Raw genomic sequence first — 12,866 nt, 5'->3', positions numbered from 1 at the left:
GGGTGGTCCGTGGGTGGGGTGGTTCGCGGCCCGCTCAGTCCGCCGGGACGTAGCCGAGCCGCTTGTCGACCACGTTGAACAGCGGTTCGCCCGCCAGCCAGCGGTCGAAGTTGTCCTGGAACTGCTCGGCCAGATCGTCGCGCCAGCCGAGGGTGTCGCCGCTCATGTGCGGTGAGATCAGCAGCCCGGGGGTGTCCCACAGCGGGCTGTCGCCGGGCAGCGGCTCCTGCTCGAAGACATCCAGCGCCGCCCCGGCGAGCCGTCGCTCGGCGAGCGCCGCCCGCAGCTCCTCCTCGACCACCAGCGGGCCGCGTCCCACGTTGACGAAGTAGGCGGTGGGCGGCATCAGCCGGAAGGCGTCCCGGCCGAACATCGCCCGTGTCGCCGGGGTCAGCGGGGCAGCGCAGACCACCCAGTCGGCCGTACCCAGCAGGGCGTTCAGCTCATGTGATCCACGCACTCCGGGGCGCGCGGTCCGGCCGACGAGCTCCACGTGCACGCCGAGCGCCGACAGCGTGCCCTCGATCGCCCGGCCGATGGGCCCCGCCCCGACGACCACCGCCCGGGTGCCGGCCAGCCGCCGGGTCTCCCGGTGCTGCCAGCGGCGTTGCCGTTGCAGCTCCCAGGTGCCCGCCAGGTCCTTGGCGAACGCGGTGACGAGACCGGCGACGTACTCGGCGATCGGCTGATCGAAGACACCGCGTGCGTTGGTCAGGATGACGTCGGCGGCGACGATCTCGGGCGAGAGCAGCCGGTCGACCCCGGCGCTCGCCGTGTGCACCCACCGCGGCCGGGGTCCCGTGCCTGGCCAGGCGTCCCGTACAGCGTCGGAGAGAAAGTCCCACACCAGCAGCACATCGGCGGCGGGCAGCAGTTCGGGCAGCGACTCCGCATCGCTGACGAGGACGCGGGCCCGGCCTGCGAGCCGGTCGAGCCGCACGGGGGGAGAATCGCCGAGGACGACGACGGTGCTTTCAGACATAGGCGGGAAACCGATCTGAAACGTTGATCCGCTTGGATGTGCGTGACGAGCCGCAAGTCGCCGGAGATATGAGAATTGCCGACCTGATTGACCACGCTAGGCAGCAGAAACTACCGTCGTCAACAACGGCTCTATCCCGACGTCCCCGGCATTAGCCGGCTCTCCTTTCCTCTGGCCAATGGCCCAGCCCTCCGTTTCGTATTGGGGCTCGTAATGGACGTCTCTTTTTTGGGTGGCCCACAGCATCAGCGCGGTGTGGGCGTCGTAGCTCCCTTCGATTTCGCGCTGGACCGAGAACTATGGCGCTGGGTGCCCGACGAGGTCTCCCTGCATCTCACGCGGACCCCGTTCGTCCCCGTCGAAGTCAGCCTCGATCTGGCACGGATCGTCAGCGAGCACGAGACGCTGGATTCGGCCGTTCAGGCGTTGTGCGCGGTCTCCCCTGAGGTCGTCGCGTACGCCTGCGCGTCCGGCAGCTTCGTCGGCGGGGTGCCAGGGGAACGAGCGATGTGCGCGGCGATGGCGCAGGCGGGTGACGTTCCCGCGCTCACCACCTCGGGAGCGGTGCTCGAAGCGCTCGAAGAGATCGGCGCGCGGCGCATCGCGCTGGTCACGCCCTATACGAAGTCCGTCACTGACGCGCTTGAGGAGTATCTGGCGGAGGCGGGTATCACCGTCACCGGACGCGCCTATCTGGGGCTGACCAGGGAAATCTGGCGAGTGCCCTACCGGGACGTCGTCGATATGGCGCGGCAGGCCGTCGTCGGATCGGTCGACGCGCTGTTCATCAGCTGCACCAACCTCCCCACCTACGACGTGATCCCGCAGCTTGAGGCGGAGCTGCGGATGCCCGTGCTGTCCGCGAACCAGGTGACGATGTGGGCGGCCCTCCGGGCGATCGGCGCCGACGCGGTCGGCCCGTACCAGGCACTGATCGACCTCGCGGCCCGGAGAGGCCCGGCGGCGATGGCCGCCCAGCCGCCACCGGAGCCGGAGGAGGCGTTCGCCGGGCAGCCGGGCGGACCCGAACCCGAGGCGGTGGACGGGCTCGACCCGCCGGTGTTCCCGGACGATTTCGGCGGGCAGCCGCCCTACGGCACCTGAAACCCCGACAGTCCCGACAGTTCCGCGCCCCGGTCACGGGGCGCGTTGGGGCGCGCGAACGGAGTGCGTGACGCGCTCCGACGTAGGGCACGCACCGAGTGCACGCCCACAGAGCCCGCTCCCGCGTGAACGGCGAGGGAGAACAGCGAAGAGGAGACAGTGCGTGACGACGGTCGGATTCCTTTACCCCGGCTACTCAGCCGAAGACGACTACCCGCGCCTTGAGGCCCTGCTGGGTGGCGATATCCGGCTGCCGCTGGTCCATACCGACATCGGTGAGGACGCGCATCGCGTGGACGCCCTGCTGGAGATGGGCTCGGCTGCCCGGCTCGCCGCCCGGGTCGAGGAGGTCAAGGAGCGTGGCGCCGAGGCCGTCGTGTGGGCCTGCACCAGCGCCAGCTTCGTCTTCGGCTGGGACGGCGCGGCGGAGCAGGTGCGGGAACTGGCGGCCACGGCGGGCGTGCCGGCCTCCAGCACCTCCTTCGCCTTCGCCCGCGCGGTACGGGCCCTGGGAGTCGAGCGCGTCGCCGTAGCGGCGACCTACCCGGAGGACGTCGCCACCCACTTCACGGCCTTCCTCAAGGCCGCGGGCGCCGAGGTCGTCTCGACGCGCGGCAGCGGCATCATCACCGCGGCGGAGGTCGGCACCTGGGGAGAGGAAGAGGTGCTGAGCCTGGCCAGAGCCGGGGACCACCCCGACGCGCAGGCCGTGCTGCTCCCCGACACCGCGCTGCACACGGTGGCCTGGCTGCCCGCGCTGGAGGCGGCGCTCGGCAAGCCGGTCCTCACCGCGAACCAGGTCACGGTCTGGGAAGGGCTGCGCCTGCTGGACCGCTCGGTCGTCCACCCGGCCCTCGGCACACTCTTCGCGGGGAAGTAGCGGGAGCGGGGTGCGTATATAAGGAGTGAGGGGCGAGGGGGGAGAGAGGCGAGGGGGCGTGGGAGAGGCGCGCGGGGTGTCCGGTGCGCTCTGCCAGAGCCCAGAGCCCCGGGCCAGGTCCAGGCCGGGGGCCGTCGGAGCCGGCCTTTCTCTACGGCGTCCGCCCCGGCCAGGAATAAGCGGAGTGTTGCTCCGGTTGTCTTCTGCGGCACGTAAGCGACTTCAGGAGGCACGACGACGGTGGACACGATTCGAGGCACGGCGAGCGGAAACGCCCCGGTACCGCTGTCCGTACTGGACCTGGCGACCGTCGGCAGCGGACGCACGGCGAGCCACGCCCTGCGCACCTCCGTCGAGCTGGTCCAGCTCGCCGAGCGGCGCGGCTTCCACCGCTACTGGGTGGCCGAGCACCACTCCATGCCGGGCGTCGCCAGCTCCTCCCCGGCGGTCATCCTCGCCCACCTCACCGCGCACACCGAGCGCATCCGGCTCGGCTCCGGCGGCGTGATGCTGCCCAACCACGCGCCACTGGTCATCGCGGAACAGTTCGGCACCCTGGAGGCCATGGCCCCCGGACGGGTGGACCTCGGCCTCGGCCGCGCACCCGGCACGGACGGGGCGACCGCCGCCGCCCTGCGCAGGAGTGACCGGCTGGCGGAGGGCGCGGACGAATTCCCGCAGCAGCTCGCCGAGCTGACCCGCTTCCTCGACGCGGGCTTTCCCGACGGCCACCGCTACGCGCGCATCCACGCCATCCCCGGGCCCATCCAGGGCAAGGTCCCCGGCGGGGTGCAGGCTGCCGACCGCCCTTCCGTTTGGCTGCTGGGCTCCAGCGGCTTCAGCGCCCAGTTGGCCGGTGCCCTCGGCCTGCCGTTCTCGTTCGCCCACCACTTCTCGGCTGCCAACACCGTCCCGGCGCTCGACCTGTACCGCTCCTCGTTCCGCCCTTCGGAGGTGCTCGACCGCCCGTACGCGTCGATCGGGGTCTCCGCCTTCGCCGCCGATGACGAGCGCGAGGCCCGGCGCCAGGTGATGACCGGGGCCCTCGCCATGGTCCGGCTGCGGCTGGGGCGGCCGGGGCTCGTGCCGACACCCGAGGAGGCTGAGGGGTACGACTTCAGCCCGGCGGAGGCGGAGTTCGTCAGCAGCTGGCTGCCCAACGTCGTCCACGGCACGCCCGACGCGGTACGCGACGGACTGAACGCTCTCGTCAAGCGCACCGGAGCGGACGAGCTGGTGATCACGGCCAATGCGCATGGCAGCGCCGCCAAGCTCCGCTCGTACGAGCTGATCGCGGACGCCTACGAGCTGCCGAAGACGGCCGGCTAGAAGTACCCGAAGATCTTGAAGTCGCGCCCGGATTGCTCCACTTTGAGTCGATTGGCGTCTATCGGCAATTCGGGGCGGGTCGGGCGGCCGGAGTGAGATCTTCATCGGCCTTCCAGGGGATGTCCGGTGGATCATGCGTGCACAGTGCAAGGGATGTGCACCGTCAGGGGCGCGGGGAACTGCGCGACCAGCCACGACGCACCCGCGGTCCGCGACGCACGGACAGGGGCTTCCCCAGCATGATTCGCCGGACCCGGCCTAGCTGCGCCTGGAACCCGCGCGCCGGGGCGGTCCGCGCCGGGGCGCGGGCGGCAGCGACCGGCCCGCGCCCCGGAGCGCAGCGCTGAGCCACCGCCCGCGCCCCGTGGTCCCGGCCGCGCGGTGCGCGCCCCGTGGCAAGGACGCGCGCTCACGCGCGCGTCCCGCGAAGCCGGGCCGCCCCGGCCCCGCTGTCCCCGGCCCCGTCATCCCTGGCTCAGCCGTCCACAGCCCCGCCGTCCCCGGCTCAGCCGCCCTCGCGCAGCAGATCGGAGATCCGTTCGGGAGGTGCCGGGCGGGAGAAGAACCAGCCCTGCCCGGTGTCGCAGCCGATCCGTCCCAGGCGCTCCGCCTGCTCGGCGCTCTCCACGCACTCGGCGGTCACCGTGAGCCCCAGCCGGTGCGCGAGCTGCACCAGCGCCTCCACGATGGTCTCGTCGGCGGGATTGGGGTGCTCCTCCGTCCGGAACCCCCGGACGAAGGACCCGTCGAGCTTGAGCGCGGAGACCGGCAGCCTGCTCAAGTAGGCGAGGTTGGAGTACCCGGTGCCGAAGTCGTCGATGGCGATGGCCACGCCCATGTCGCTGAGCTGCTGCAATGCCTGCAAAGGGCGGCCCGCCGAGCCCATGACGGCCGATTCGGTGAGCTCCAGTTGCAGCAGCCGTGGCGGCAGACCGGTCTCAGCGAGCGTCGCCGCGACGTCAGCGACCAGGTCGGAATCCCAGACCTGCCGTACGGCCACGTTGACGCTGACGCGCACCGGCTGCTCCGGGTAGGCCAGTTGCCAGCTCCGGGCCTGGCGGCAGGCGGTGGTCAGCACCCAGCGGCCGAGCGGCACGATCGCGCCGTTCTCCTCGGCGAGTCCGATGAACCGGTTCGGCGCGAGCAGTCCGAACTGCGGGTGCTGCCACCGGACCAGCGCCTCAGCCCCCCGCACCACGCCGTCCGTGAGGCCGACCAGGGGCTGGTAGTCGAGTACGAACTCGCCGCGCTCCACGGCCTGCCGGAGCGTGCTGGACAGGGCCTGACGGGTCATCCGGTGGGCGTTGCGCTCCGGGTCGAAGAGGGTCCAGCGGGCCTTGCCGTCCGCCTTGGCCCAGTACAGCGTGGTGTCGGCGGCTTGCATCAGCGCGGTGGTGTGGGTCCCCGCCGCCAGCCGCTCGACGACCCCGATGCTGGCCGAGACCGTCAGCCGGTGCCCCGCGACGTCGAACGGCCGCTGCAAGGCGGCCAGTAAGCCCCGGGCCAGCTCCGTCAGTTCCTCGGTGCCTGAGGAGTCCGCTACGAGCAGGGCGAACTCGTCACCGCCGAGCCGGGCCACGAGGTGGCCGCCGGGCGCGGCGCACTCGGTCAGCCGCTGGCCGACCGCGTCGAGGAGCTCGTCGCCGACCCGGTGGCCGAGGGTGTCGTTGATCGCCTTGAACCCGTCCAGGTCGAGATAGCAGAGCCCGACCCGCCCGCTCGGCGAGGCCGCGCCGCCGCGCTGCCCGTCCGCCGCGTTCCGGTGCCCCTCCGCGGGGCTCCGGTGACCCTCGGCGGGGTTCGGCCGCCCGTCCGACGCCCCTGGCCTCCCGCCGGTCAGCCCGGTGGGCCCGTCGGCCGATCGGCGCTGGGCGCCCGGCCCGAACGGCGCGCCGGGTCCGCCCGGCCCGTACGGCTGCTGCCCGCGCCCGGCCACCACGGTGGCGGCCTCCAGGGCGCCGGCCAGCCGCTCGAAGAACAGGCTGCGGTTGGGCAGCCGGGTCACCGGATCGTGCATCTGGAGGTGCCGCAGCCGGGCCTGGAGGTCGTGCTGCTCGCTGACGTCCACGATGGTCAGCAGCAGGCCGCAGGCTTCCGCGCCGCCCTGCCCATGAGCCTCGGCGCGACCCTCCGCATGACAGTCCGCACGGCAGTCCGTGCGTCGTTCCGTATGCCGTTCCGTATGCCGCTCCGCGCGACCGCCGGGATGGCCGTCGGGGCGGTCGCTGCCGAAGCGGCCGTTCCCGAGCGGTTCGACCGTGACCTCGGCCCACAGGACGCGGCCCTCGCTGTCGCGCAGCCGCCGGGTACAGCGCAGCCGGTCGTGGCGGCCGCGCAGCACCTCGCGGTACGCGTTCCACAGCCGCGGGTCCTCGCGCAGATCGGCCAGGTCGGCGGCGACAGCGCCGCGCAGCCGCTCCGGGTCGGCGCCCAGCAGCACGCCGAGCGCGGAGTTGGCGGCGAACACCAGCCCCTCGTGGTCGACGATGGCCATCGCGACATGCGCGGCATGAAAGGCGGCGCGGTACTCATTCAGTGGCGCGTTACGTTCCGTCATCGTCGGCAGGGTCGCGCTGGTCGCGCCGCTCTGGCCGTCGAGAGATCCGCTCACCGCTCGCTCCCGCAAGGCGCTCGTCTCGTACAGGGTCTGGGTCAGTCCGTAACCGGGCGTTGGGCAGCCGGGGGGCGGCGACCCGAGAGGGGAATCCGCGCTGGAAATGTGGCGATCATAGAGGTTTGTACTTCGGCCGTTCCAGCGACGCCGCCGTGATCAACGACGTTACCTTCGAACGTGATCAAGAGATTGATTGTTTTTGGCGGACCGTGCACGATCTTGGCTTCCTATTGACCGGCTGTGACTTTCTGTTACATACCCGCCTGGCCGCCTTGTCACTCGACTGGCCGAGTGGAACAGGACGCTCCCGATCAAACTCCCCCAGGGTGGTTGAGATGCCCCCAATCTCTCCGGGGAGGTCGATGTGGCGCCGTCCCGTGTACCCGCCAGCGCGAACCCCCTGCGCCGTGCGGCAGCCGTTGTGACCTCGCTCAGCGCCGTGATCGCGACCACCGTCGTCGCGGGCCCGGCCAACGCCGCGGGCGCCGGCGGCCCCTGCGCCCTGGAGCGCACCGACGCCCACCACTCCGAGGGCCTCGACAGCTGGAACGACCACTACCCGCGCCCGGCCCGCAGCCTCGACGCGGTGATGGTCTTCCTGTCCTTCCCGGACTCCGTCCCCGGGCTCAGCCCCACCGAGCTGGCCGCCGACCACTTCCCCGCCACCTCCCAGTTCTTCGAGCGCGCCTCGTACGGGCAGTTCAAGCTGCGCGTGCACCCCGTCAAGCGGTGGCTGGCCATGCCGGGCACGTCGCGCTCGTACGCCATCCAGCGCGATTGGGACAGCGACCGGCGCGGCGCCTACCTGCGGGACGCCCTCGCGACCGCCGACCCGGCCGTCGACTTCGACCGCTACGACCTCGTCTACCTCGTCGCCGACCCCGACGCCCCAGGCGTGGACGCCGACGCCACCAAGGTCGTCAACCTCGACCACCCGCTGGCCGTCGACGACACCCGGCTGCGCCGCCTCGTCACCGTCTTCGAGCGGCACCCACCCGATCACAACGTCCTCGCCCACGAGACGGGGCACGTCTTCGACCTCCCCGACCTCTACCACCGCCCCGGTGACAGCCAGGGCGACTGGGACACCCACGTCGGCGACTGGGACCTGATGGGCAGCCAGTTCGGCATGGCACCCGACCCGTTCGGCTGGCACAAGTGGAAGCTCGGCTGGCTCCCGACCCGGGAGGTCACCTGCGTCCACCGGGCCGGCACCAGCCTGCACACCCTCGACCCCCTCGGCGCGCCCGGCATCTCCGGCATCGGCGGCCGCACCCGGCTCGTCGTGGTCCGCACCGGCCCCGCCAGCGCGCTCGCCATCGAGGCGCGCGGCGCGTACGGCAACGACGCGGGGTCCTGCACCGAGGGCGTGCTGATCTACCGCGTCCACAGCGAGACCGCCTCCGGCGACGGACCGGTCAAGGTCATCGACGGCCACCCCGACACCGGGGCGTGCGAGAGCGCGTCGGTCTACCCGCCGCTCGCTGACGCGCCGCTCGATGTCGGTGAGAGCTACGTCTCCGACGAGGACGGCGTACGGATCAGTGTCGAGGACATGACCATGGCCGGCGGCGACACCGAGGGCGAGGGCGCCACCTGGACGGTGAAGGTCGCCGGCACCCCGGGCGCGTGAGAGCTCCCCGCGCGCCCGGGGGTGAACCGTCCCAGCGGGCAGCGCGCACAGCGAAAGGCCCCCGCACCGAAGTGAGGGGGCCTTTCTTACGTGCGCCGCCAGGGACTCGAACCCCGGACCCGCTGATTAAGAGTCAGCTGCTCTAACCAACTGAGCTAGCGGCGCGCGCTGACGTAGAGACCTTAGCACCCTGATCCGGAGGAGCGAAAATCGATAGCCGTCGGGGACGTGTGACGGTGCTCGTGCTGGTCACGGGCGTACGGGGCCAAGATGATCAGGACGTACGGGCGGCCCGCACACAGGCCCACAGCAGCACGTCGGGCCCGGGCAGCCAGGGATGCCTGACCTCGGGAGCGACAAGCCAGCGGGAGACGGTCGCGGGCGCGGCGCCGCCCCGTACGGCGGCTTCGCGCGCGGCGGCCTGACCGTACGCGCCTGCCTGCTCGTGTCCGTCGGTCCGGTCATGGGGAGCGGGCTGACCGCGTAGGCGCTCGTGGTGGTGACTGTGGCCCTGGACGTGCCCAGGTTCGCGGTCGTGTGCGTGGTGCTGTTCGTGGCTCTGTTCATGACTGTGGCTGTCGTTCTGTCCGACGTTCTGCCGGGGGTGGTGTTCCTGTCCGGAGGGGGTGGCCTGTCCGGAGCTGTCGCCGCGTGTGTCCTCGCCTCTCCGCGCGTACCTGCCGGCGAGGTCGTGCCCTGAGGTCTGCTCGTACGCGCCGTCCCGCCCGTACGCGGCGGCTTCCGCTGGGCCCATCGGCGCGTCCAGGAACGTGCCCGACAGGGTCGTGTCCCTGAGGGCTCCGTCGGCGGCGAAGGGGACCGGCGAGGCCGCACCCGGGACGGCCGTGCCTGCCCTGGCGGTCCCTGTCCCCGTCGCCAGGTCGGCGGCGGGCACCGGCGGTCCCGGAGGCGCGTCCGCCGGGTACGCCGCGTAGGTACGGGCGGGCGGGCCCACCAGGTCCGCTGGGCCGGTGTCGGCCAGGAAGGGGTCAGTGAGAGGGCTGTCGGCGAACAGGGCTTCCGCGTACGCCGCCGGGGCCAGGGGCTCCGGGTCGTACAGGGGCGGGATGGTCACCGCGTCGCCGAGGCCATGGCACAGCAGTGGCGGCACTCCGGCGCTCCACTCCTCCCAGCTGAGCAAGGAAGGCAGCCGCTGCGCGACGCCCGGCCGGGTGAACATCAGGACGCGTCCGCGCTGCATGGCGACGGGGCCTGATCCCGGGCCCACGGACCACAGCTGGTCGACCATCCGGCGCCCGAACAGGGCGGGCGCGCTCACCACGTCGAAGGCGGTGCCGCACGGCAGCACGCTCGGGGCGGTGGGGCGGGCCGACCAGAGCGCGTGCACGCTGCGTGGAAAGGCGCTGGCGGAGGCGAGCCAGTCCGCCCCCTCCCGCGTGACGTGGGCCGCCGCGTGGCGCGGTCCGGTCCGGTCCGCGCTCCGCGCTTCCTGAGGCCCGCGCGGGCGGCTGACGACCGGGGCGCGGCGCGGTGACCGCGAGCGCTCGCGGCCGCGTAAGGGCCCGGTGCGAGTGCCCCGCGCGGAGTCGGCCTCCGGTCGGTCATGCCGCTCCTCACCGGGCGGATCGCCGTCCCGCCGGGACCGCGCGACCAGGGGGGCGACCAGCGGGCCGACCAGCGGGCGGCCTCGCTCCGGGAGGCGGCTCTTGTCCTCGGGGGCGCCCAGCTCCTGGGACCGGCCCTGGCCCTGGCGGCGGCTCTGTTCCTGAGACCGGCCGTGGCCTTGCGGGTGGTCGCGCTCTTGCGGATGGTGCCAGTCTTGCGGGCGGTCCCGCTCTTGTGGACGGCCCTCGTCCGAGGAACGCGGGGGTCGCGCGCGGGGGGCCTGGTCGCCGGGCTCGCTGGAGTGTGCCCCTTGCGAGCGGGGGCTGGGGACGCGGAGCCCCGGGGTGCGGTCGGAGCCGGAGGTCTTCGCTCCGGAGGCCGTGGACCTGGACGTCCTGGCTCTGGGGCGTCCGGCGACCGGCGACTCGGCCGGGGAAGTCCCGGCACCGGGGCTACCGGCACCGGGCGCCTGGGAAAAGCCGCTACGGCGCGTGTTCTCCGTCCCGGCTGTGGCTCTTGTGGTGCTCGTGGCCCCTGCTTCGCCAGTGAGCCTTCCGTCCCGCATCTCGTGCCTGTCGCCGCTCGGCCTCGCGCTCGTGCTGCTCATGAGGCATATGCCTAGTGGGCTATCAGGCTCCGTTTCGGGCATATCCCGGAAACCATGACGGGGTGGGGCGGCGCGGAGTATCTTGCCCGCCACAACCGGGCTCCTCCGCCATGCGGACACGCGTCTGCCCCGGTCCGGCCGGACCGGGGCATGCGGCCGGGCCCGTGCCACCGGCGTGGCCACCAGCCCGGTCAGTCCGCCACGGCGCCGTCCCCTAGCAGCTCACGGCCGAACTCGACCATCTTCTTCGCGTAGTCCTCGGTCCATTCCGCACGCTCCGCGATCATGGCCATGGACAGCCGGTCGAAGCGCTTGGGGTCAGCCAGCTGGGCTGCTGCCATCGCCTGGTACTCCGTCGCCCGTTCCGCCGCCGACCGGAAGGCGAGCGTCAGCTCAGTCGAGCGCGCCAGCAGCTCTCGCGGGTCCTCTATCGATTCCAGGTCGAAGAAATGCTCGGGGTCCGCGACGGCTTCGGACGGCTCGAAGAGCAAGGGCGCGGGTTTCAGACGCCGCGCGCTGCCACTGCGCGGGTCGCCAGCCGACTGCGGCTCGGACATGTACGTACCTCCAGGATCGAGTACCGCGTTCTATTGTCCCGCTGCGCGCAAGAGCGCTGTCCGGAGCGGCCGACACGGCGGTCCGCCACGCCTGCCAGGCCACGCCGCCGCCTGCCCAGCCCCGGGCCGCCCCGCCGCCCAGACCCGGCCGCCCGGCGGCGGGGGCCGACTCGCAGGCGTCGTCGGCGGGCTCATGGGCGCCAGGGAACGCGGTGGCTGGACCAGAGGTCCCAGGTGGCCATCATCGCCTCCCAGCCGTCGGGGAACTTCACCGTCACGCCGAGCCGCACCGGCTCCGTCGACGGATGTTCGTCCAGCAGCTCGGCCACCCCCGCCCGGCACACCACGACGCACGCGTGCCGGTGCCGGGACGCCAGCACGCACAGCCGACCCGTCTCCAGGTGGAAGGCCGTCGCGTCAGGCCGCCCCGACAACGGGTGGAGCATCACGGTCACGTCGAACTCACGGCCTTGGAGGCGGTTCGCCGTGTCCACGGCGACCCCCGACACGCCCAGACCGGCGAGCGCGGCGCGCACGGCGGCGGCCTGGTCGCGGTGGGCCGTGCCGACGGCGATCCGGTCAGCCGTCAGCGGCACCGGGTCGGGGGACCGCTCGCTCGTGGCCGCGCCGCCACGGTCCAGCAGTCGGCGCACCACGAGCGCCACCGCGTGCACCGCCTCCGGGTCCGTACGCGGCGTGTGCCGTGCGGGCAGCTCAAGCAGCCCCCAGCCCGAGGCCGCCGCCTCGTCCAGCACCCGGTCCGCCCCCGACCCGTCGGACGGCACCCCGAACGACAGCCGCCGGTCGCCGTGGTCCGTGCCGCTGCGGAACGGGGTGAACGGGTAGAAGGCGTCCGAGACGAGTGGGGCGGCGGAGGCGGGCAACCGCCACGACACCGGCAGCCGGTGCTGTGGCAGCTGCGGATTGTGCGCGAGCAGCGTCGCGACGGCGCTGGCCGAGGGGTCGTACGACAACCCAGACCACTGGTCGGCGCTCACGACGCTGAACGGGTCGAGCTGGCCGGGGTCGCCGACGAACAGGGCCCGCTCGAAGAGGCCCGCCACGGCCAGCAACGCGTCCGAACGCATCTGGTACGCCTCGTCCACGATGGCGTGCTCCCAGGGCTCCACGTTCTTCGTGTGCGCCCACTTCGCCGCCGTCGAGATGACGACGTCGAGCCCGCCGAGGTCGGCGGCCTTGGCGGACTTGCGCACCGAGGGATACGCGTCGAGGACCGGGTCGTACGCGGTGGCGTCGCTGCTGTGCAGTCGGCCGATCGGCAGCTCGGGGTCGGCGCTGGCCAGCCGGACGACCAGGTCGTCCACCTGGGAGTTGGTCTGCGCGACGACCATCAGCGGCCGTCCGGCCGCGGCCAGCTCGCGCGCGGCCCGCACCACGAGCGTGGACTTGCCCGCACCGGGCGGCGAGTCGACGACCACGCCTCGCTGCGTGCCGTGCAGCGTGTCCCGCAGGATGGCGGCGGTGGCCGCCGACGCGGCGGCCCCGGGATCGATGGTGCGCCCGGCGGACGGCTGCCGCGCGCGGATGGCGTCGCTGGTGGCTCCCATGCCGCTCACGTCGCTCGCGTCGCCCA

8 protein-coding genes, 1 tRNA gene and 1 pseudogene are annotated in these 12,866 nt (G+C 72.7%); 4 read left to right on the top strand and 6 right to left on the bottom strand.

Annotation, left to right across the window (positions count from 1 at the left end; translation table 11 throughout):
- Positions 1-34 precede the first annotated feature (34 nt).
- A complete protein-coding gene (locus tag AC5P1B_RS03580; RefSeq protein WP_493884686.1) occupies positions 35-982 on the bottom strand; it encodes a D-2-hydroxyacid dehydrogenase in 948 nt (315 codons plus the stop codon).
- A 213-nt stretch (positions 983-1,195) separates the two neighbouring features.
- Between AC5P1B_RS03580 and AC5P1B_RS03575 the strand changes: the two genes are divergently transcribed.
- The 3 genes from AC5P1B_RS03575 (at position 1,196) to AC5P1B_RS03565 (ending at position 4,295) form a co-directional block, all read left to right on the top strand.
- Positions 1,196-2,086 carry a maleate cis-trans isomerase family protein gene (locus AC5P1B_RS03575; RefSeq protein ID WP_493884685.1) on the top strand — a complete coding sequence of 297 codons (891 nt, stop codon included), beginning with the start codon at positions 1,196-1,198 and terminating at the stop codon, positions 2,084-2,086.
- A gap of 163 nt (positions 2,087-2,249) precedes the next feature.
- Positions 2,250-2,966 carry a maleate cis-trans isomerase family protein gene (locus tag AC5P1B_RS03570; protein WP_493884684.1) on the top strand — a complete coding sequence of 239 codons (717 nt, stop codon included), beginning with the start codon at positions 2,250-2,252 and terminating at the stop codon, positions 2,964-2,966.
- 240 nt (positions 2,967-3,206) lie between these two features.
- A complete protein-coding gene (locus AC5P1B_RS03565; protein ID WP_493884683.1) occupies positions 3,207-4,295 on the top strand; it encodes an LLM class flavin-dependent oxidoreductase in 1,089 nt (362 codons plus the stop codon).
- Positions 4,296-4,800: 505 nt separating this feature from the next.
- Here the strand turns inward: AC5P1B_RS03565 and AC5P1B_RS03560 are convergent.
- On the bottom strand, positions 4,801-6,906 hold the full coding sequence (locus tag AC5P1B_RS03560) for a putative bifunctional diguanylate cyclase/phosphodiesterase (RefSeq protein WP_493884682.1): 2,106 nt from the start codon (positions 6,904-6,906) through the stop codon (positions 4,801-4,803).
- Between the two features lie 442 nt (positions 6,907-7,348).
- Between AC5P1B_RS03560 and AC5P1B_RS03555 the strand changes: the two genes are divergently transcribed.
- Positions 7,349-8,542 (top strand): M6 family metalloprotease domain-containing protein, encoded by a 1,194-nt coding sequence (locus AC5P1B_RS03555; protein WP_493884681.1) that lies wholly within the window; start codon positions 7,349-7,351, stop codon positions 8,540-8,542.
- 91 nt (positions 8,543-8,633) lie between these two features.
- On the opposite strand, the gene AC5P1B_RS03550 is transcribed toward AC5P1B_RS03555, so the two are convergent.
- From AC5P1B_RS03550 to AC5P1B_RS03535, 4 genes and pseudogenes are all read right to left on the bottom strand, one after another.
- Positions 8,634-8,707 (bottom strand) — tRNA-Lys (locus tag AC5P1B_RS03550).
- 889 nt (positions 8,708-9,596) lie between these two features.
- Positions 9,597-9,962 (bottom strand): annotated as a pseudogene (locus tag AC5P1B_RS03545) (hypothetical protein); the annotation flags it as partial.
- A 944-nt stretch (positions 9,963-10,906) separates the two neighbouring features.
- Positions 10,907-11,272, bottom strand: coding sequence for a DUF8844 domain-containing protein (locus tag AC5P1B_RS03540; protein WP_493884680.1), 366 nt, complete (start codon positions 11,270-11,272; stop codon positions 10,907-10,909).
- 191 nt (positions 11,273-11,463) lie between these two features.
- Entirely contained in the window at positions 11,464-12,840 is a 1,377-nt protein-coding gene (locus AC5P1B_RS03535) for an AAA family ATPase (protein WP_493884845.1), read from the bottom strand.
- Positions 12,841-12,866: the final 26 nt, after the last annotated feature.

It is taken from the genome of Streptomyces sp. A01, from assembly GCF_059026195.1.
Note: the sequence above shows the minus strand (reverse complement) of the source record. Positions and strands in the feature narration are given on the sequence as shown.

Bases quoted from the DNA above. Each gene is read 5' to 3' on its own strand.
- AC5P1B_RS03580 (WP_493884686.1), bottom strand. From the start codon at position 982: ATGTCTGAAAGCACCGTCGTCGTCCTCGGCGATTCTCCCCCCGTGCGG.
- AC5P1B_RS03575 (WP_493884685.1), top strand. From the start codon at position 1,196: ATGGACGTCTCTTTTTTGGGTGGCCCACAGCATCAGCGCGGTGTGGGC.
- AC5P1B_RS03540 (WP_493884680.1), bottom strand. From the start codon at position 11,272: ATGTCCGAGCCGCAGTCGGCTGGCGACCCGCGCAGTGGCAGCGCGCGG.
- AC5P1B_RS03535 (WP_493884845.1), bottom strand. From the start codon at position 12,840: ATGGGAGCCACCAGCGACGCCATCCGCGCGCGGCAGCCGTCCGCCGGG.